Raw genomic sequence first — 18,861 nt, forward strand, 5'->3', positions numbered from 1 at the left:
CAGGCCGATATGAATTTACGACAACAGACCATATTGCAGTTGGTTAACGATCGCCGGCGGATCAGCGTCAATGAGCTGGCGCGCGCCTCGGGCGTCTCGGAAGTCACCATCCGGCAAGATCTCAACCTGCTGGAAAAGCGCAGTTATCTGAAGCGAGTACATGGCTCCGCCGTGGCGCTGGAGAGCGACGACGTCGACGCCCGCATGATGTCCAACTTCACTCTCAAGCAGCGGCTGGCGCAGTACGCCGCCGCGCAGGTCAACGACGGCGAGACGATCTTCATCGAGAGCGGCAGCGCCAACGCCCTGCTGGCACGCTACATCGCCGAACGCAAGCGCATTACGCTGATCACCGTCAGCCATTACATCGCCAACCTGCTGAAAGAAACCGACTGCGACGTGATTGTGCTGGGCGGCATGTACCAGAAGAAAAGCGAGACCGTGGTCGGCCCACTCACGCGGCTGTGCATTCAGCAGGTGCATTTCAACAAGGCGTTTATCGGCATTGACGGCTTTCAGGCCGAAACCGGCTTTACCGGCCGCGACATGATGCGCGCCGACGTGGTCAGCGCAGTGCTGGCCAAGGGCGTGGAGAATATCGTGCTAACGGACTCCAGCAAATTCGGCCAGATCCAGCCCAACCCGCTGGCGCAGCCGGGCCAGATCAGCCGGGTGATCACCGATTCGCGTTTGGCGCTCGAGTATCAGCATCAGCTGAAACGCCAGGGCATACAGGTGGAGTTGGTCAACGACTAACGCGGGCCCCCATCATACCAAGCGCGCCGCGCGGGCCACGCCGCGCGCCTTTCCCCCTGCGCAGCGGGATTTTAAGACTATTTACCTGTTTATCCTTCCCGAGAAACCTATACTCAGTTTCGGCAACTTTTGGGTCGTAACTTGCTAATTATTCGGCTTTTAACAAAAAATGCCATTTTTTATATCGATACTGTATGGGAACCAACGGCAGGCCTGATTTATGGTTAACGCCTATACTTATAGGGCACTTCCATATAGCCAATGCTAAGGAGAAGTCATTATGATGATTATCAATAAACGTTTCGCCACCGCCGCTCTGGCACTGACTCTGGCGTTTTCACTCAGCGCCTGTTCCAACATGTCCAAACGCGATCGCAACACCGCAATCGGTGCCGGTGCCGGTGCAGTCGGCGGTGCAGTGCTGACCAACGGCAGCGCGTTGGGCACGCTGGGTGGGGCTGCGGTGGGGGGCATTATCGGTCACCAGGTTGGCAAATAACCTGACCGAGCGTCCTCGGCCAACAGGCTGGCAAAAGCGCCTCGGCGCTTTGACGTATTAACCAGAATAACGATGATTTCAGGTCTGTTTTACTTTAAGTCTATGGTTCTTTTGCCGTTAACGGGCTAACCCCCGGCAGCAACAACCTCAAGCCATGCCGCGGCATTGCACCGCGGCATGGCGATTCAGCTCAACCGCCCGCCAGTTTGACCTTCATGCCTTTGGCTTCCAGCAGCTGCTTGAGCAGATCGCGTTTATCGCCCTGGATTTCGATGATCCCGTCTTTCACCGAACCGCCGCAGCCACATTTCTTCTTCAGCTCGGCCGCCAGTTTGTCGAGCGCAGCGTCATCCAGATCGACACCGGCGATCAGGCACACGCCCTTCCCCTTGCGGCCGCTGGTTTGACGCTGGATGCGCACGATGCCGTCACCCTTGGCGCGTTGCGGTTTAACCTCTTCCTGCTTGATACGGCCGGTGTCCGTGGAATACACCAGGCGGCTGTTATCGTCATTCATTGGCGGTTCCTCAGGCCAAAGAGGCGCGGATCGCGCGCAGCGTCGCGGCCGGATCGGCAGATTGGGTGATCGGACGCCCAATCACCATGTAGTCCACGCCGGCGGCCTGTGCCTGCACCGGCGTCATGATACGGCGCTGATCGCCCGCTGCGCTGCCTTCAGGGCGGATCCCCGGCGTAACCAGCTGGAATGCCTGCCCGCAGGCCGCCTTCAGCCGCTGCGCTTCGTGTGCCGAACACACCACGCCGTCCAGCCCACAGTCGCGGGTCAGGCGCGCCAGGCGCTCGGCGTGTTCCGCCGGGCTGGCCTCGATGCCGATGCCGCGCAGGTCTTCCGCTTCCATGCTGGTGAGCACCGTCACGGCGATCAGAAGCGGCGCATCCGCCCCGAATGACGCCAGCGCTTCTTTAGCGGCGGTCATCATGCGCGCGCCGCCGCTGGCGTGGACGTTGACCATCCAAACGCCCAGCTCGGCCGCCGCCGCGACCGCATGCGCGGTGGTATTGGGAATATCGTGGAATTTCAGGTCAAGAAACACGTCGAAGCCACGCCCATGCAGATCGCGCACCAGCTGCGGCCCAAACAGCGTGAACATTTCTTTGCCCACTTTCAGCCGGCAGTCTTGCGGATCGATACGGTCGGCGAACGCCAGCGCAGCGTTCTTATCGGCGTAATCTAGCGCCACAACGATTGGAGATGATTTTAAGTCATTGTTATTAGCGTTATTTTCAGACTTCATTTCTTCTACCTTCTCTAAAATAGACATAATCAGGGACTCACCCGCGAAACTGACCGCCGCATTCTACATGTCGGGGGCCAGAAATCCCAGCCACAGCACGCACCGGCGCTCTGTCATGTTACCTCTCACCTTTGTCATGGCGCGTCAACGAAAGCGCATCAGCGATAAACCACGCAGCGTAAAACGCCGTAAAGATGCGTAAATTGTTAATCATATATTTTGAATGACTTACTCAGCATTATCAGATTTTCAATCTGTGCAGATGCTTTATTATTCAGTCCATCGGAAGCGAATGGCTTCCTTCCTAAATAAACAGACTGGAGTCACCTATGAAAACCATCAAATATTTTGCAGCCGCTGCCGCTATCGCACTGACCTCTTTCGCCACCTTCGCCGCTGAACCGGTCAACAGCCAGCAGGCCGATAACCTGACCGCCACCGGCATCGTTTCCGCAGGCCACGCGACCACCCTCAGCAGCCTGGAGAAAAAGCTGGCCGCTAAGGCCGACGCTCAGGGCGCCAGCAGCTACCGCATCATCTCCGCCGGTGGTAACAACATGCTGAGCGGCACCGCCATCATCTACAAATAACATTTCTGGTACAGGGCTCGCGCGTTCGGGCCCTGCCTCTGTTTCTCGCCTAAAAACCCGCGTTTTCCTTGCCCCTATTTGTTACAGAAATATTAAATTTTTATTACACACTAGACACCCGATCGCCAGTGGCTTAGCTTGAAGGCATCTTCCTGCAGAAAGGCTTTCAAAATGAGCGAGATATCGACACTTACCATTAAAATTCCTCTGGAACTCAAGGAAAAAATCCGCGCCGCCGCCGCTGAAAACGAATTTTCGTTGAGCGTGGAAGTGTGCCAGCGCCTGGAAAGCACCTTCAGTGCGCCCGCCGCCAAGGCAGAAAAACCGGCCAAAAAGGCGGATGAGCTGCACCATGGCGAGATCGACAACCAAAGCACCGAAGAAGAAATTGAACAGCCTCTGAGCCAGAAAGAGCTGAAGAAACTCCGCCAGCTGTTGAAAACCGGCGCCAAAGGCGGCAAGAAAAAGTAAACGACGAACAGACAAACATAAAAAAACGGGGCGATAAATCGCCCCGTTTTATTTTGTCGAGCCGCGGCGTTATTGCCCATCCAGGCCGCGGATCGGTTTAACCGATGACCAGGCGCGGCACGACGGGCAATGCCAATAGAGCGAGTGCGCGGTGAAGCCGCATTTGTGGCAGCGGTAACGCGGTTTGGTGCGAATTTGCTCGCCGACCATATCGCGCAACAGCAGCAGGCTCTCTTTCGCCCGGCCGTCTTCGGCGTCCGCCAGGTGATAATCCATCAGCCGGTAAAATACCCGCATGGTCGGATGGCGTTGCAGCTGGCGGTTGATATAGACCTGCACCACATCGCGCCCTTCGTGCTGCTCGATGATCTCTGCCAGCATCAGATCGGCGGTGGCACCGGTGTTTTCTTCTACGCAGCGCTTCAGGAATTCAGCCCAGTTGTGCTGTTGTTCCGGCAGATGGGTGTAGCATTCCTGCAGCATCGGCAGCGTTTCGCTGACCAGCTCTTTATCCTGACTCAGTACGCGTTGCAGCGACTCGGCAGCTTTGGCGTAGTCGTTTTGCGCCATATAGATGCGGCCGAACATGATGGACACGCGCGCACACTGTTTATCGGCTGCGTCCGCACGCTTGAGCAGGCTCATCGCCCGATCGAGATCGTCGCTGCCCATCGCCTGCAGCGCCAGTTCACAATAGAAGTGTGCGATCTCGACGCGTTGTTTCTCTTTACCCAGCTTGACCAACTTTTCCGCCACGTCGATCGCTTTTTGCCAATCGCTGGTGGCCTGATGGATCACCAGCAGTTGCTGCAGCGCCGATACGCGAAAATCCGCTTCGTCAGTCAACTGGCTGAACATGTCTTCCGCACGATCGTACAGCCCGGCCGCCATATAGTCGCGGCCCAGCTGCTGTACCGCCAGCAGACGCTGTTCGAAGGTCAGGGAGGCGCTTTCCATCAAGGCCTGATGGATGCGGATGGCGCGGTCGACTTCGCCACGCGAACGGAACAGGTTACCCAGCGTCAGGTGGGCTTCAACGGTGTTGCTGTCCTCTTTCAACATGTCGAGGAACAGATCGACCGCCTTGTCCTGCTGGTTGGAAAGCAGAAAGTTCACCCCTGCCACGTATTCACGCGACAGGCGGTTGGCTTCTTGCTGTTTATCCTGCTGAGCGCTTCTGCGCCCCATGTACCAACCGTACGCGGCAGCCACGGGCAGCAACAGAAACAGCAGTTCTAACATAGAGGGTTATTCCTTGCTGACAACGGGCTGAGCCGCCGGTTCAGCGGGCTGCTCAAGCTGCAGCTCCAGCCTTTTGATCTTGCGCTCGGCGCGGCCCAGCGCAATGCGCGTGCGCAGGTAGAACAGACCGCAAATGATCCAGCCAAGAACGAAACCGGCGCCAAACAGCGTGGCCAACAGGGTCGATACGCGATAATCGCCCTGCGCAACCAGATAGTTAAAATTGACCACCTGATCGTTATGCGCACCCAAGGTGACGGAAATCACGAAGATCACCAGAACCAACAAAAAAATCAGCAAATATTTCACATTCTTTCCCGCGATGCCGAGTGAATCGGATGAACGATGCCAAAACGTGGCGTCCCTAACCCTTAAGTTAGCATTTCCCGTTGCGGCAGGGAAACCCTGCGGCACGATAAAACCACATATCTGCTGGCATATTCGGCAGTAAACGGCCTTAGCGAACAAATTGATGAGAAAGCTTCTCAAAACGTCGAATTTATAAGGATATGGGGGCGGCCGGGCGGATTGCAATGGCGGGAAAATGTAAGCGGTTAATGCGGCGCCGATCCGACGCCGCCTTTTTGTGACATGGTCACATAACGATCATATCTCCGGCTTGCGCGCCGCGATTTCCTGCTGCTCTTGCGGCGGCGGCGTCAGCGGGCCGAACCAGCGCTGCGCCAGCCAGCAGGTAACCACCACCAGCAGCCAGCTGATCAGCGTGGCCATCGCCAGATCGCGCGGCCAGTGCATGCCCAACAGCAGACGGCTGCCCATCACGCCGGTCGCCCACACCATCAGCAGCGCGACGGTTTTATAATGGCGGCGTGGCCACAGCAGCCCTACGCCCAACAGCGCCCAGGTGGCGGCGAACATGGTGTGCCCCGACGGGAAAGCGAAGCCGGTTTCAAACTGCCAGTGCTTGCGCAGCCAGTTCGGCACCAGCGTCTGATCCTGCAATTGCTCGCGCACCAGCGCGCTGCGCTCTTTGCGATGCAGCGAATAGAAGTATTTGCCGTCCACGCCGTGGGTTTGCTCCAGCCATACCACGAACGGCCGCGGTTCCTGCACCCGATCCTTGATTAACGACTTGACCCCCTGCCCGATCACCAGTGCGGCGAAAAGCAGAAGCGCCAGACCGATGGCCGCCTTCAGGCGAAAGCGCAGGCACCACAAAAACCAACCGCAGAGGATAGCGCTGGTCAGAATGCCCCACGGCGAGGTCACGGTTTCGGTCACCCAGTACAGCGCTTTGAGCAGCGGCTCATTGCCGCCGGGTTGCCAGTGCCAACCGGATACCCAGACCGCCAGCGGCATCAACAGCAGCAGCAGTGCGCCGCCCGCCGTGCGTTTTGCTATCTCATACATTCTATTCTTCCTCTGCGTGAATCAGGCAGCAGTGTAACAAGAGTGCAATATTGATAACACGCGAAAAATTAAACAGATAGGCAACCTATCGCAATAATAGGTGGCCAGAAAACGCCATCTGCTGGTTTGCTGAGCACCGCCCGGCAAGAAGTTGTGGCAAAATAGCCGATAATTAACGAAATAGAGATCGGCGTAGCACGTTTTAGTCTTGGTCAATTTACCGAACCGGACTTAGGATGCGCGACAATGATTGAATCGTACGCTTTTGTGGAGAGTGACATGCAGCTTAAACGGGTGGCAGAGGCTAAACTGCCGACACCTTGGGGCGATTTCCTGATGGTAGGATTCGAAGAACTGGCGACCGGGCATGACCATCTGGCGCTGGTATTCGGTGATATTTCCGGCGAAGCGCCGGTGCTCGCGCGCGTGCATTCCGAATGTCTGACCGGCGATGCTCTGTTCAGCCTGCGCTGCGACTGCGGTTTTCAACTGGAAGCCGCGCTGGAGCAGATCGCCGAAGAAGGCCGCGGCATCCTGCTTTATCATCGCCAGGAGGGCCGCAATATCGGCCTGTTGAACAAGATCCGCGCCTATGCCCTGCAGGATAAGGGCGCAGACACCGTGGAAGCCAACCACCAGCTCGGCTTCGCCGCCGACGAGCGCGACTTCACCCTGTGCGCCGACATTTTCAAACTGCTGGGCGTCGACGCGGTGCGTTTGCTAACCAACAACCCGAAAAAGGTCGAGATCCTGACCGAAGCCGGCATCAACATCAGCGAGCGCGTGCCGCTGATCGTCGGCCGCAACCCGAAGAACGAACACTACCTGGCGACCAAGGCCGCCAAAATGGGCCATTTGCTCGACCAGAAGTGATCGCCGCCGCGGCGGATACAATCAGGGCGCCTTGCGGCGCCCTTTTTTATTGCTTAATCACAGCATTTTCCTGATCACATAGTGCAGGATGCCGTCGTTTTCGTAGTAGGTCAGCTCATTGCCGGTATCGATGCGGCAACGGGTTTCGATCACTTCCTTACGCCCGTCGGCATAGGTGATATGCACCGGCACCGTCTGGCCCGGCTGCAGCTGCTGCAGGCCGCCGACGCTGATCTGCTCATCCCCGGTCAGCCCCAGGGTTTTGCGCGTCACCCCTTGCGGGAACTCCAGCGGCAAAATCCCCATGCCAATCAGGTTGGAGCGGTGGATACGCTCGAAGGACTCGGCAATCACCACCCGCACGCCCAGCAAGCGCGGCCCTTTCGCCGCCCAGTCGCGGCTGGAGCCGGAACCGTACTCTTTACCGGCGATCACCGCCAGCGGCACCTTCTCCTGCTGATACTGCATGGCGGCATCGTAGATAGACAGCTGCTGCTGCGACGGAATATGGCGGGTATAACCGCCTTCCACGCCCGGCACCATTTCGTTGCGGATGCGGATGTTGGCGAAGGTGCCGCGCATCATCACTTCGTGGTTGCCGCGGCGCGAGCCGTAGGAGTTGAAATCCTGCTGCGCCACGCCGTGCTCGCTCAGGTAGCGCCCCGCCGGGCTGTCGCGCTTGATGTTGCCCGCCGGCGAGATGTGGTCGGTGGTCACCGAATCAGCCAGAATCGCCAGAATGCGCGCGTCTTTGATGTCCTGCACCGGATCCGGTTTCACCTTCATGGTGCTGAAGAACGGCGGATGGCGGATATAGGTAGAATCCTCCTGCCACTGATAGGTTGCCGAACCGGCCACCTGGATCGCCTGCCAGTTGGCGTCGCCGTCGAACACTTCGCCGTATTCCTTATGGAACATCTCGGTGCGCACTTCTTCCACCGCCTGAGCGATGTCCTGGCTGCTCGGCCAGATATCCTTCAGGTAGACCGGTTGACCGTCGTTGCCCTCGCCCAGCGGCTCTTTGGTCAGGTCAATCTTCATACTGCCCGCCAGCGCATAAGCCACCACCAGCGGCGGCGAGGCCAGCCAGTTGGTTTTCACCAGCGGGTGAATACGCCCTTCGAAGTTGCGGTTGCCCGACAGCACCGCGCCCACGGTCAGATCGCCCTCTTTGATCGCCTGCTCGATCGGATCCGGCAGCGGGCCGGAGTTACCGATACAGGTGGTGCAGCCATACCCCACCAGGTTGAACCCCAGCTCTTCCAGATAGGCGGTGAGTTTGGCGCTGTCGAAGTAGTCGGTTACCACTTTGGATCCCGGCGCCAGCGAGGTTTTTACCCAGGGTTTGCTGCGCAGCCCTTTCTTGACGGCATTTTTCGCCAGCAGGCCGGCCGCCATCATCACGCTCGGGTTGGAGGTGTTGGTGCAGGAGGTGATCGCCGCGATCACCACCGCGCCGTCGCGCAGTTCGTGCTGCTGCCCGTCCAGCGTAAAGGTTTTGCTGTCGGTATTGGCCTGGTGCTCCCCGATATCCAGCTCGGTGGCAGCCTTGAACGCCTGCGGCACATTCGGCAGCGCAACGCGATCCTGCGGGCGTTTCGGCCCGGCGAGGCTGGCTTCCACGGTTGACATGTCCAGCGCCAGCGAGCTGGTGAAGACCGGTTCATCACCCGGGTTACGCCACATGCCCTGCGCTTTGGCGTAGGCTTCCACCAGTGCGATTTGTTCGGCGCTGCGGCCGCTGAGCTTCATATAGCCGAGCGTAACGTCATCCACCGGGAAGAAACCGCAGGTGGCGCCGAACTCCGGCGACATGTTGGCGATGGTTGCCCGGTCCGCCAGCGGCAGATCGGCCAGCCCGTCGCCGTAAAACTCGACGAACTTGCCGACAACGCCGTGCTTGCGCAGCATTTGGGTCACGGTCAACACCAGGTCGGTGGCGGTAATGCCCTCGCGGAGCTTGCCCGTCAGCTTGAAGCCGACCACGTCCGGGATCAGCATCGACACCGGCTGGCCCAGCATCGCCGCTTCCGCTTCGATGCCGCCGACGCCCCAGCCGAGGATGCCGAGGCCGTTGATCATGGTGGTGTGGGAATCGGTGCCCACCAGCGTATCGGGATAAGCCACGCGGCGGCCGCTTTCGTCGCTGTGCCAGACCGTTTGGCCAAGGTATTCAAGGTTAACCTGGTGACAGATGCCGGTGCCCGGCGGCACTACGCGGAAGCGGTTGAAGGCTTTCTGCCCCCAGCGCAAAAAGGTGTAGCGCTCGTGGTTGCGCTGCATTTCGATACGCACGTTGTCTTCAAAGGCGTTGTCATCGCCAAATTCATCGACGGTAACCGAGTGGTCAATCACCAGATCCACCGGCGACAGCGGGTTCACTTGGTCGACGTTGCCGCCCAGCCGCCGTACCGCTTCGCGCATCGCCGCCAGATCCACCACCGCCGGTACGCCGGTAAAATCCTGCATCAGCACGCGCGCCGGACGGTAGGCGATCTCACGGTCAGCATGGCCGGTTTGCAGCCAGGCAACGATGGCCTTGAGGTCGTCAACCTGCACGGTGTCACCATCCACATGGCGCAGCAGGTTCTCCAACAGCACTTTCATTGATTTCGGCAACCGGTCGATATCACCCAGCTGCTTCGCCGCCAGCGGCAGGCTGTAGTAGTAATACTCGCTATTCAGCGCAACCAGCTTATCCAGACTTGTTTCACGAAGATCGGACGACATAGCTCCTCCATTTCTTATTGTGACTAAAACAGGGTAATCAGTGAGGTCTTGTTTAAAGATACCACAAAGATAAGTTAACGTTTTGATAACAACACGATTTGATCACAACGATAGGCGGGAACAATCAGCGGGAAGGAAGTGCGAGCGCCACCAAGGGGTTAGGCAATGCGTCAACAAAAACGCCGCGACGAGGCGGCGTTTTGGCAGAGAAGATCTCGCGGCTTTAGCGGGGTTTACGCACCAGGCGGCGACAGACTATTAGGACAACCGCCGCAATGATGGCAGAGACACCCAATTTAATGGCAATGACAACCGAGTCGAAATTATTCATCCCTATTTCACCATCACCGCTAATTTCTATGTTGTTGGAAACGAAGCTGTCGAAAATGCCGTCTGGTAGGTAGCGCAGCAACAAAAGGGTGAGCAACAAGAACAGAACAATCCAGAGACTTTTTTTCATCGTGATACCACGCATTTACGGTAATCAGTACGGATTTCCGGGCTAAAAAAAACCCGGTTAGGCAGGCGCCTAACCGGGATTGATTTGATATCGTCGATGGTTACTTAATCGGCAGTTTGATGTCCTTGAACATCGCTTCGATCTCTTCGTTGGAGCGCAGCGCCACCGCGCTGTCGACCACATCGCGCGTCAGGTGCGGCGCGAAGCGCTGAATGAAGTCGTACATGTAGCTGCGCAGGAAGGTGCTGCGGCGGAAACCGATCTTGGTGGTGCTGTAGGTGAAGATATCACGCGCATCCACCGTCACCAGATCCGGATCCTGCACCGGATCCACCGCCATGCTGGCGATCACCCCCACCCCCAATCCCAGACGCACGTAGGTTTTGATCACGTCGGCGTCGGTGGCGGTAAAGACAATGCGCGGCGTCAGGCCGGCGCGGTTGAAGGCGGTATCCAACTCCGAACGCCCGGTAAAGCCGAAGGTGTAAGTGACGATCGGGTAAGCCGCCAGCTCTTCAATGCTGATGCTGCTTTTGCCCGCCAAAGGATGATCGGGCTTCACGACTACCGCGCGGTTCCAGTGGTAGCACGGCAGCATGATGAGATCGTCGTACAGGTGCAGCGCTTCGGTAGCGATGGCGAAATCGGCGGTCCCTTTGGAGACCGCTTCGGCGATCTGCGTCGGCGAGCCCTGATGCATGTGCAGCGAGACGCGCGGGTAACGCTCGATGAAGCCTTTGATTACGTTGGGCAAGGCGTAGCGGGCCTGTGTATGCGTGGTGGCGACGTACAGCGAGCCTTTGTCCGGGTAGGTGTGTTCACCGGCGACGGCTTTGATGGCGTCGACCTTGGACAGCACTTCACGTGCAATGCGAATGATTTCCTGGCCGGCCGGGGTGACCTGAGTCAGGTGTTTGCCGCTGCGGGCGAAAATCTGGATGCCCAGCTCATCTTCGAGCATGCGCACCTGCTTACTGATGCCGGGTTGCGAGGTATAGAGCCCTTCTGCCGTCGAGGAGACATTCAGGTTGTGGTTAACCACTTCCACAATGTAACGAAGCTGCTGCAATTTCATATCTTATACCATCCTAGGTTAAACACTGCGGCTTACCCGCAGCCAGGTATATCGGTGTCGCCCCGGTATGCTGAAAGTCACAAGCCATAAACACCGTGTTTTACCCTGATGGTGAAGAAAACGCCGTTGTTAATAAGCTTTAATAATAAAAAAACTTTTTATATAACCACTATACCACGTTGCAGCTTCAAGTATAGATCCGCGTCACACTATGATAACGATTATTTTGCATTGGTATCAACGTGAAACGGCGGTGGCGGAGGGATAAAAACAGCAAAGGATAGATCCGTTTGTCCCTTTTCACCAATAAAAAAACCAGCCGCCGGGGCTGGTTTTTCATCTTACTGGCAGGACAGCGGCCTTACTTCTTGCCTTCGACCCACTTGCCGTCCACGTAGAACGCGGACCAACCGGTCGCCTTGCCATCTTTTTCAGAAGAGACGTACTGCTGTTTGGTTTTACGGCTGAAACGCACCAGCGTTTTATTGCCTTCGGCATCCGCCACCGGCGCATCGGCCAGATAGCGCAGCTTCTCCGGCAGGCGATCCTTGAAGCGAGCCAGCTCTTCCACCAGCGGCGCACGGGTCTCGCGCGATTTAGGGAAGGTGTTGGCCGCCAGGAACACGCCGGCAGCGCCGTCACGCAGCACGAAATAGGCGTCGGACTTCTCGCACGGCAGCTCCGGCAACGGCACCGGATCTTCCTTCGGCGGCGCGACATCGCCGTTACGCAGGATCTTGCGGGTGTTTTTACAGTTCTCGTTGGTACAGCCCATGTACTTGCCGAAACGCCCCATTTTCAGGTGCATTTCCGAGCCGCACTTGTCGCACTCCACCACCGGGCCATCGTAGCCTTTCAGACGGAACTCGCCCTCTTCGATTTCATAGCCGTCACACGCCGGGTTGTTACCGCAAACGTGCAGCTTGCGCTGGTTGTCGATCAGGTAGCTGTCCATTGCCGTACCGCATTTCTTGCAGCGACGGCGGGCGCGCAGCGCGTTGGTTTCCGCGTCGTCGCCTTCGAGGATGTTGAGCACTTCCGCTTCAGGCACCAGATTGATGGTGGTTTTGCAGCGCTCCTTCGGCGGCAGCGCGTAGCCGGAACAGCCGAGGAACACGCCGGTGCTGGCAGTACGGATACCCATCTTGCGGCCGCAGGTCGGGCAGTCGATGCTGGTCATCACCATCTGGTTAGGCCGCATGCCGCCTTCTTCCGGATCTTTCTCCGCCGTTTCCAGCTGCTCGCTGAAGTCGACGAAGAACTCGTCCAGCACCGCTTTCCACTCGGCCTGGTTGTTGGCAACCTCATCGAGACCGTCTTCCATGCGCGCGGTGAAGTCATAGTTCATCAGCTCGCGGAAGTTTTCTTCCAGGCGATCGGTGACGATCTCGCCCATTTTCTCGGCATAGAAGCGGCGGCTTTCCACCCGCACATAACCGCGATCCTGAATGGTCGAGATGATGGAGGCATAGGTGGACGGACGGCCGATACCGCGTTTTTCCAGCTCTTTCACCAGCGAGGCTTCGCTGTAACGCGCCGGCGGCTTGGTGAAGTGCTGGCTCGGGATCAGTTTCTGCAGATCCAGCTCGCTGCCGATTTCGACGTATGGCAGGGTGCGATCTTCATCGCCCTTGCGCAGCGCCGGCATCACCTTGGTCCAGCCGTCAAAGCGCAGCGTACGACCCTTGGCGCGCAGCTGATAATCGCCGGCCTTCACCGTCAGCGTGGTGGAATCGTATTGCGCCGGCGTCATCTGGCAAGCGACGAACTGGCGCCAGATCAGCTGATACAGCTTCTGCGCGTCCGCCTCCATGTCTTTCAACTGCTCGGCGAGCACGTTCACGTCCGAAGGTCGGATCGCTTCGTGCGCTTCCTGCGAATTCTCTTTGCTGCTGTACTGATTCGGCGCCTTCGGCAGGTATTTATCGCCGAAGTTGTCGCCGATGTAGCCACGCACCATGTTGAGCGCATCCTGGCTCAGGTTGGTGGAATCGGTACGCATATAGGTGATGTGGCCGGCTTCATACAGCCGTTGCGCCATCATCATGGTTTTCTTCACGCCGAAGCTCAGGCGGGTGCTGGCGGCCTGTTGCAGCGTGGAGGTAATGAAAGGCGCGCCCGGTTTGCTGCTGGTCGGTTTGTCTTCGCGATCCAGCACCGTGTAACGGGCTTTTTCCAGCAGTTTGACCGCGGCGTGAGTCTGCTCGCGGTTGACCGGCTTGAACGGTTTGTCGTGCGCATGGGTCACTTCCATCTGCAGCGCGGTTTCGCCCTTCGCCAGCAGATCGGCATGCAGCTCCCAGTACTCTTCCGGCACGAAGGCCTTGATATCGCGCTCGCGCTCAACCACCAGGCGCACCGCCACCGACTGCACGCGGCCGGCGGACAGGCCGCGGGCGATTTTCTTCCACAGCAGTGGCGAGACCATATAGCCCACCACGCGGTCCATAAACCGGCGCGCCTGCTGCGCGTTGACGCGGTCAATGTTCAGCTCGCCCGGCTGTTTGAACGCCTGCTGGATCGCGTTTTTGGTGATTTCGTTAAACACCACGCGGCTAAAGCGTTTGTCATCCCCACCGATCACTTCCCGCAGGTGCCAGGCGATGGCTTCCCCTTCGCGGTCAAGGTCGGTTGCGAGATAAATGTGGTCGGCGTTTTCCGCCAACGATTTTAACTCGGCGACCACTTTTTCTTTACCCGGCAGGATTTCATAATGCGCTTTCCAGCCGTGGTAAGGGTCGACGCCCATGCGATTTACCAGCGCCGCCTTCTCATCTTTTTTAACTTTTTTCTTGGCTTTGTCTTCGGTTGAGTCAGCGCTCTTTTTGCTGGCTGAGCCACTGGTCGGCAAATCACGGATATGACCGACGCTGGACTTCACCACGTAGTCACTTCCTAAATATTTATTAATAGTTTTGGCTTTTGCCGGGGACTCAACTATTACGAGAGCTTTACCCATATTTACCTTTACCTAATTTATTTCTTCTAAAAAGAAGTCTTTTATCTCGCCGTGCCGCGGCAATTCGTGTCTCTTTTTTTATATTGCGGCAGTCTGGCAAGAGATCAACAGATTTTTTTCTTTTGGTTGCCCAACTGCTCAACCTGAACGCAACTTGTTGATCCTGCCTGCTATTCACCCATGCCCCAGAAGTATGGCTGTGTGAGTTTTATTCATGGCGTAAACAAAACCTTCCACCCGACGCCGCAAAATCCCACACTGTACCTGATAAAAAGCGTCACGCAACCTAATTAGCACGGAAAGACCGATTTCGCCAACCGGCGGCCGCCCATGGCCATCCAGACGGCAAATAAACCTTAGTCGGTTTGCGGATAAAAGCGAACCGGCGTTAGAATATGCGCAGAGTTTTTAGTTTGGAGTCTAATAAATGCGCACAAATACTGCCCCTATCGGCCGCGAGGCCCTGCTGGCGGAAGCAAATAACATCATCCGCCAACACGAAGATTATCTGCACGGCATGATCGCCACCGACGTTGAACAAAAAAGCGGCGTTTTAGTTTTCCGCGGCGAATACTTTTTGGATGCCGATGGATTGCCCACCGCCAAAACCACCGCGGTATTTAATATGTTTAAACACTTGGCCCATCTGCTTTCGGAAAAATACCACCTGGTCGATTGAGAAAAGAAAACGGGGGCAGTTGGCCCCCGTTGATTCACGCTATCGCCGCCGTTACAGCAGCGGCTTTTCACCACGCTGCCACCAGCGCAACAGCAAGCGATCGACGCTTTCCACCGCGCTGCCGGTTAAGCGATCCATCAGGCGTTTGCGGCGCGTATAGCGCACGGCGATCACTTCGTGGTTGTCCAGCTCGGCGATCAGCAAGTCATCGCTGGTGCCGATGGCGTCGATCAGCCCCTTCTCTTTCGCCTGTGAACCGAACCAGTGCTCACCGGTGGCGACGCTGTCGATGTCCAGCGACGGGCGCTGCTCATGCACGAAGCGCTTGAACAGCTCGTGGGTTTCGTTCAGATCTTCGCGGAACTTCTCGCGCCCCTGCTCGGTGTTTTCGCCAAACAGCGTCAGCGTGCGTTTGAATTGCCCGGCAGTGTGCAGCTCCACGTCGATGTCGTTCTTCTTCAGCAGGCGGTGGAAGTTCGGGATCTGCGCCACCACGCCGATGGAGCCGATGATGGCGAACGGCGCCGCCACGATGCGATCCGCGACGCAGGCCATCATGTAGCCGCCGCTGGCCGCCACTTTATCCACCGCTACCGTCAGGCGAATGCCGCCTTTGCGCAGGCGCTCCAGCTGCGAGGCCGCCAGGCCGTAGCCGTGCACCACCCCGCCCGGGCTTTCCAGGCGCAACAGAACTTCATCCTGCGCCGACGCTACCGCCAGCACCGCCGAGATCTCTTCGCGCAGCGAGGTCACCTCGTGCGCGTCCATGCTGCCCTTGAAGTCCAGCACATACAGGCACGGCTTAGTCACTTCCACCGCGCCGGACTTGGCGCGCTGCTTCTTCAGCTTGTCGTCGGCCTTGGTCTGCTTCTTGAACTGTTTCAGCCAGACCTTCTGCTCGGCGGTATCCATACGCGCCAGGCGCATATCACGCTGCATCTCGCGATACTGTTCACCGAGATCGGTCAGCTGCAGCTCCCCTTTCTGGCGGTTCTTGCGTTGCCCCAAACTGACCGCCAGGATGGCCAACGCGGCGATGGCGAGCACCACCGTGGCGACCTTGGCCAGAAACAGGCCATAAACAGATATAAACTCCACAGATTCCGCCTTTATTTACAGGTTGTTAGTATGCTTCTTTCCATTTTAGCCAACCGCAGCGGCTGCTGTCGCGGCTAAATGAAAATTCATTGCGCACGGATCATCACTATGGGGACGATTCAAGGCCGAACCAAGGCGCCGCCGCCGTGCTTTTGTTACAAAAGAATGCCATTTCAGCCTGCTACGCATTGAAAATGCCCACGGATTAAGGCATATAACACCCATTATTCATCAATACGATGAGACGGATTCGCTGCGCGGCCCGCAGACGGTCGAGCCTTCGCTCCCGCCCCGGCCGCGCGTTTCACCCTTGCTCCCCGATATTCACGGGAGAACAGCCACCCAGGCGAGGATTTATCGTGCATTACCAACCCAAACAAGATCTGCTCGAACAACGTATCATTTTGGTCACCGGCGCTGGCGACGGCATCGGCCGTGAAGCGGCGCTGACCTACGCGCGCTTCGGCGCTCAGTTGGTGCTGCTGGGGCGCACCGAGAGCAAGCTGCTGGCGGTACAACAAGAGATAGCGGCCCAGGGCGGCGCCCCGGCCTTAGTGGTGACACTGGACTTGCTGCACGCCACTCCGGAGCAATGCTGGCAGATAGCCGACGATCTGGCGAGCCAGATCCCCCGCCTTGACGGCGTTCTGCACAACGCCGGCCTGCTCGGCGACATCGCGCCGATGGCCGACCTGTCGATGACCATGTGGCAAGAGGTGATGCAGGTTAACGTCAACGCCACCTTTATGCTGACTCAGGCGCTGCTGCCGCTGCTGCTGAAATCCCACGCCGGTTCGCTGGTGTTCACCAGTTCCAGCGTCGGGCGCACCGGCCGCGCAGACTGGGGTGCCTATGCGGTGTCGAAGTTCGCCACCGAGGGCATGATGCAGGTGTTGGCCGACGAGTATAAAAACCGCAATTTGCGGGTGAACTGCATCAATCCGGGCGGCACCCGCACCAAAATGCGCGCATCTGCCTTCCCGCACGAAGACAAGAACAAGCTGAAAACCCCGGCCGATATCATGCCGCTGTATCTGTATCTGATGGGCGAAGACAGCCGCCGCAAAACCGGCATGAGCTTCGACGCGCAGCCGAACCGTAAACCCGGCGCGGCCGAATAATAAGGAGCGTTTCATGGCGGAAGATCGTCATCAACAGCGCCAGCAGCGCCTGAAAGAACAGGTCGATGCCCGCATCGCCGCCGCGCAGGACACGCGCGGCCTGCTGCTGGTGTTTACCGGCAACGGCAAGGGTAAAACCACGGCCGCCTTCGGCACCGTCACCCGGGCGGTTGGCCACGGCATGCGCGCCGGGGTGATCCAGTTCATCAAGGGCGAGTGGCCCAATGGCGAAAAAAACCTGCTGCAGCAACACGGCGTTGAATTCCAGGTGATGGCCACCGGTTTTACCTGGGAGACGCAGAATAAAGCCGGTGATACCGCCGCCTGTCAGGCGGTGTGGCAGCACGGCAAACGCATGCTGGCCGACAGCAGCCTGGATCTGGTGCTGCTGGACGAAGTAACCTACATGCTGACCTATGGCTATCTGGAACTGGAAGAGCTGAAGGCAGCGTTGCTGGAGCGCCCTGCGCACCAAACGGTGATCTTGACCGGGCGCGGTTGCCATCGCGATCTGCTGGAACTGGCGGATACGGTCACGGAGATGCGGCCGGTGAAACACGCGTTCGATGCAGGCGTGAAGGCGCAACAGGGGATCGATTGGTAACAAAAAGTTCTGGCCCCGAACGGGGCCAGAATGAGGGATTAGCTGCGTTTGCTTGGCTTGCCCGGTTTACCCGGCTTGCTGCCTGGCGCACTGCGGCGGCCGCTGCCGGCCACCTGAGAGTGGCGCTTGACCGCGCGGCGGATCTGGTTGGCCTTCACGCGGCGGCGTTCACGCTCCACCGGCATTTTGCTGACCGTTTCCGGCTTCAATTCCACCAGCTCGCGCAGGTAGTTGATCGCCGGCAGATCCAGCTCGGCCCAGCCGCCGCGCGGCAGGCCTTTCGGCAGATCGATGTCGCCGTAGCGCACGCGGATCAGGCGGCTCACCTGCACACCCACCGCTTCCCACAGGCGACGCACTTCACGGTTACGGCCTTCGGTCAGGGTCACGTTGTACCACTGGTTGAGGCCTTCTCCGCCCTGGAAGCTGATGGTGCGGAAGGCGGCCGGGCCGTCTTCCAGCTGCACACCCTTGCTCAGCTGCTTCACTTTCGCATCGTCAACCTGGCCGAACACGCGTACCGCGTACTCGCGCTCCACTTCACGGCTCGGGTGCATCAGACGGTTGGCCAGTTCGCCATCGGTGGTGAACAGCAGCAGACCGGAGGTGTTGACGTCCAGTCGCCCTACCGCCACCCAGCGCGAACCGCGTAGCTTCGGCAAGCGATCGAACACCGTCGGGCGGCCTTCAGGATCGCTGCGGGTACACAGCTCGCCTTCCGGTTTGTAGTAAGCCAGCACCCGGCAAACCACCTCTTCGGATTCTTTGATCGACAGGACATGACCGTCCAGACGAATTTTCATCGCCGGCGTCACTTCAACGCGATCGCCCAGCTTGGCGACCTTGCCGTCGACGCTGACGCGCCCGGCTTCAATCATGGTTTCGATTTCACGACGCGAGCCATGCCCGGCGCGCGCTAAAACTTTCTGTAACTTTTCGCTCATTGAGCAACCTCTAATGTCGCCTTCACAGGCGTCGGGGGGATAACCGCCGCGGCCAAGCGCCACCACGGTAATAATACGTTTATCAGGATCGAACCGCGCATTATACAGGCTTTCTAAGGTGTTGAAACCCACT

Annotated in this window: 19 protein-coding genes; 8 read left to right on the forward strand and 11 right to left on the reverse strand. The window is 58.2% G+C overall.

The features are described 5' to 3' along the window. The first annotated feature begins 9 nt into the window (after positions 1-9). Together V8N38_RS13440 and osmB are read left to right on the forward strand one after the other, a co-directional pair. Positions 10-756, forward strand: coding sequence for a DNA-binding transcriptional regulator YciT (locus V8N38_RS13440; protein WP_038876236.1), 747 nt, complete (start codon positions 10-12; stop codon positions 754-756). Between the two features lie 280 nt (positions 757-1,036). Then, a complete protein-coding gene (gene osmB, locus V8N38_RS13445; protein WP_004930634.1) occupies positions 1,037-1,255 on the forward strand; it encodes an osmotically-inducible lipoprotein OsmB in 219 nt (72 codons plus the stop codon). Between the two features lie 190 nt (positions 1,256-1,445). Here osmB and yciH read toward each other — a convergent pair whose 3' ends face one another. Both yciH and pyrF read right to left on the reverse strand, forming a co-directional pair. After that, positions 1,446-1,772, reverse strand: a complete 327-nt coding sequence (yciH, locus tag V8N38_RS13450; RefSeq protein WP_060418537.1) for a stress response translation initiation inhibitor YciH — start codon at positions 1,770-1,772, stop codon at positions 1,446-1,448. 10 nt (positions 1,773-1,782) lie between these two features. After that, a complete protein-coding gene (pyrF, locus tag V8N38_RS13455) occupies positions 1,783-2,511 on the reverse strand; it encodes an orotidine-5'-phosphate decarboxylase (RefSeq protein ID WP_042705513.1) in 729 nt (242 codons plus the stop codon). Between the two features lie 329 nt (positions 2,512-2,840). Here pyrF and bhsA point away from each other — a divergent pair, with 329 nt between their 5' ends. Beyond that, complete coding sequence (gene bhsA, locus V8N38_RS13460) at positions 2,841-3,101, forward strand: multiple stress resistance protein BhsA (RefSeq protein ID WP_049200066.1); 261 nt, start codon at positions 2,841-2,843, stop codon at positions 3,099-3,101. A gap of 171 nt (positions 3,102-3,272) precedes the next feature. After that, complete coding sequence (locus V8N38_RS13465; RefSeq protein WP_147839890.1) at positions 3,273-3,572, forward strand: Arc family DNA-binding protein; 300 nt, start codon at positions 3,273-3,275, stop codon at positions 3,570-3,572. A 69-nt stretch (positions 3,573-3,641) separates the two neighbouring features. Here V8N38_RS13465 and lapB read toward each other — a convergent pair whose 3' ends face one another. The 3 genes from lapB to pgpB form a co-directional block, all read right to left on the reverse strand. Further along, positions 3,642-4,814: a lipopolysaccharide assembly protein LapB gene (gene lapB / locus V8N38_RS13470; RefSeq protein WP_025303023.1), complete on the reverse strand. Its 1,173-nt coding sequence runs from the start codon at positions 4,812-4,814 to the stop codon at positions 3,642-3,644. Positions 4,815-4,820: 6 nt separating this feature from the next. Beyond that, positions 4,821-5,123 carry a LapA family protein gene (locus V8N38_RS13475; protein ID WP_004930650.1) on the reverse strand — a complete coding sequence of 101 codons (303 nt, stop codon included), beginning with the start codon at positions 5,121-5,123 and terminating at the stop codon, positions 4,821-4,823. Positions 5,124-5,420: 297 nt separating this feature from the next. Next, positions 5,421-6,185 carry a phosphatidylglycerophosphatase B gene (pgpB, locus tag V8N38_RS13480; protein ID WP_038874446.1) on the reverse strand — a complete coding sequence of 255 codons (765 nt, stop codon included), beginning with the start codon at positions 6,183-6,185 and terminating at the stop codon, positions 5,421-5,423. A 279-nt stretch (positions 6,186-6,464) separates the two neighbouring features. Between pgpB and ribA the strand changes: the two genes are divergently transcribed. Continuing rightward, positions 6,465-7,058, forward strand: a complete 594-nt coding sequence (gene ribA, locus V8N38_RS13485) for a GTP cyclohydrolase II (RefSeq protein WP_147839889.1) — start codon at positions 6,465-6,467, stop codon at positions 7,056-7,058. A gap of 57 nt (positions 7,059-7,115) precedes the next feature. Here the strand turns inward: ribA and acnA are convergent, their stop codons facing one another. The 4 genes from acnA to topA form a co-directional block, all read right to left on the reverse strand. Beyond that, a complete protein-coding gene (gene acnA / locus V8N38_RS13490; RefSeq protein WP_147839888.1) occupies positions 7,116-9,788 on the reverse strand; it encodes an aconitate hydratase AcnA in 2,673 nt (890 codons plus the stop codon). Between the two features lie 223 nt (positions 9,789-10,011). Then, the gene (locus V8N38_RS13495; RefSeq protein WP_060424102.1) at positions 10,012-10,248 is read right to left on the reverse strand and encodes a hypothetical protein; all 237 of its coding nucleotides are present in this window, start codon (positions 10,246-10,248) and stop codon (positions 10,012-10,014) included. A gap of 100 nt (positions 10,249-10,348) precedes the next feature. After that, positions 10,349-11,323: an HTH-type transcriptional regulator CysB gene (gene cysB / locus V8N38_RS13500; RefSeq protein WP_004930690.1), complete on the reverse strand. Its 975-nt coding sequence runs from the start codon at positions 11,321-11,323 to the stop codon at positions 10,349-10,351. A 361-nt stretch (positions 11,324-11,684) separates the two neighbouring features. Next, positions 11,685-14,282 carry a type I DNA topoisomerase gene (gene topA, locus V8N38_RS13505; protein WP_038881773.1) on the reverse strand — a complete coding sequence of 866 codons (2,598 nt, stop codon included), beginning with the start codon at positions 14,280-14,282 and terminating at the stop codon, positions 11,685-11,687. A gap of 427 nt (positions 14,283-14,709) precedes the next feature. Between topA and V8N38_RS13510 the strand changes: the two genes are divergently transcribed. Further along, complete coding sequence (locus V8N38_RS13510) at positions 14,710-14,961, forward strand: YciN family protein (protein ID WP_004930700.1); 252 nt, start codon at positions 14,710-14,712, stop codon at positions 14,959-14,961. Between the two features lie 51 nt (positions 14,962-15,012). On the opposite strand, the gene sohB is transcribed toward V8N38_RS13510, so the two are convergent. Then, the gene (gene sohB / locus V8N38_RS13515; RefSeq protein WP_147839887.1) at positions 15,013-16,059 is read right to left on the reverse strand and encodes a protease SohB; all 1,047 of its coding nucleotides are present in this window, start codon (positions 16,057-16,059) and stop codon (positions 15,013-15,015) included. 359 nt (positions 16,060-16,418) lie between these two features. On the opposite strand from sohB, the gene V8N38_RS13520 reads away from it, so the two are divergent. Together V8N38_RS13520 and cobO are read left to right on the forward strand one after the other, a co-directional pair. Beyond that, positions 16,419-17,180, forward strand: a complete 762-nt coding sequence (locus tag V8N38_RS13520) for a YciK family oxidoreductase (RefSeq protein ID WP_147839886.1) — start codon at positions 16,419-16,421, stop codon at positions 17,178-17,180. Positions 17,181-17,193: 13 nt separating this feature from the next. Continuing rightward, the gene (gene cobO / locus V8N38_RS13525; protein ID WP_033647573.1) at positions 17,194-17,784 is read left to right on the forward strand and encodes a cob(I)yrinic acid a,c-diamide adenosyltransferase; all 591 of its coding nucleotides are present in this window, start codon (positions 17,194-17,196) and stop codon (positions 17,782-17,784) included. Between the two features lie 38 nt (positions 17,785-17,822). Here the strand turns inward: cobO and rluB are convergent, their stop codons facing one another. After that, positions 17,823-18,728: a 23S rRNA pseudouridine(2605) synthase RluB gene (gene rluB, locus V8N38_RS13530; RefSeq protein WP_025303042.1), complete on the reverse strand. Its 906-nt coding sequence runs from the start codon at positions 18,726-18,728 to the stop codon at positions 17,823-17,825. Between the last annotated feature and the right edge of the window lie 133 nt (positions 18,729-18,861).

Origin of the sequence: Serratia nevei (assembly GCF_037948395.1) — a bacterium.
GTDB classification, from domain to species: domain Bacteria; phylum Pseudomonadota; class Gammaproteobacteria; order Enterobacterales; family Enterobacteriaceae; genus Serratia; species Serratia nevei.

Coding starts and splice junctions, on each gene's coding strand:
- lapB (WP_025303023.1), bottom strand. CDS start 4,814: ATGTTAGAACTGCTGTTTCTGTTGCTGCCCGTGGCTGCCGCGTACGGT.
- yciH (WP_060418537.1), bottom strand. CDS start 1,772: ATGAATGACGATAACAGCCGCCTGGTGTATTCCACGGACACCGGCCGT.
- V8N38_RS13495 (WP_060424102.1), bottom strand. CDS start 10,248: ATGAAAAAAAGTCTCTGGATTGTTCTGTTCTTGTTGCTCACCCTTTTG.
- V8N38_RS13440 (WP_038876236.1), top strand. CDS start 10: ATGAATTTACGACAACAGACCATATTGCAGTTGGTTAACGATCGCCGG.
- topA (WP_038881773.1), bottom strand. CDS start 14,282: ATGGGTAAAGCTCTCGTAATAGTTGAGTCCCCGGCAAAAGCCAAAACT.
- pyrF (WP_042705513.1), bottom strand. CDS start 2,511: ATGAAGTCTGAAAATAACGCTAATAACAATGACTTAAAATCATCTCCA.
- cysB (WP_004930690.1), bottom strand. CDS start 11,323: ATGAAATTGCAGCAGCTTCGTTACATTGTGGAAGTGGTTAACCACAAC.
- pgpB (WP_038874446.1), bottom strand. CDS start 6,185: ATGTATGAGATAGCAAAACGCACGGCGGGCGGCGCACTGCTGCTGCTG.
- acnA (WP_147839888.1), bottom strand. CDS start 9,788: ATGTCGTCCGATCTTCGTGAAACAAGTCTGGATAAGCTGGTTGCGCTG.
- cobO (WP_033647573.1), top strand. CDS start 17,194: ATGGCGGAAGATCGTCATCAACAGCGCCAGCAGCGCCTGAAAGAACAG.
- V8N38_RS13465 (WP_147839890.1), top strand. CDS start 3,273: ATGAGCGAGATATCGACACTTACCATTAAAATTCCTCTGGAACTCAAG.
- V8N38_RS13510 (WP_004930700.1), top strand. CDS start 14,710: ATGCGCACAAATACTGCCCCTATCGGCCGCGAGGCCCTGCTGGCGGAA.
- ribA (WP_147839889.1), top strand. CDS start 6,465: ATGCAGCTTAAACGGGTGGCAGAGGCTAAACTGCCGACACCTTGGGGC.
- bhsA (WP_049200066.1), top strand. CDS start 2,841: ATGAAAACCATCAAATATTTTGCAGCCGCTGCCGCTATCGCACTGACC.
- osmB (WP_004930634.1), top strand. CDS start 1,037: ATGATGATTATCAATAAACGTTTCGCCACCGCCGCTCTGGCACTGACT.
- rluB (WP_025303042.1), bottom strand. CDS start 18,728: ATGAGCGAAAAGTTACAGAAAGTTTTAGCGCGCGCCGGGCATGGCTCG.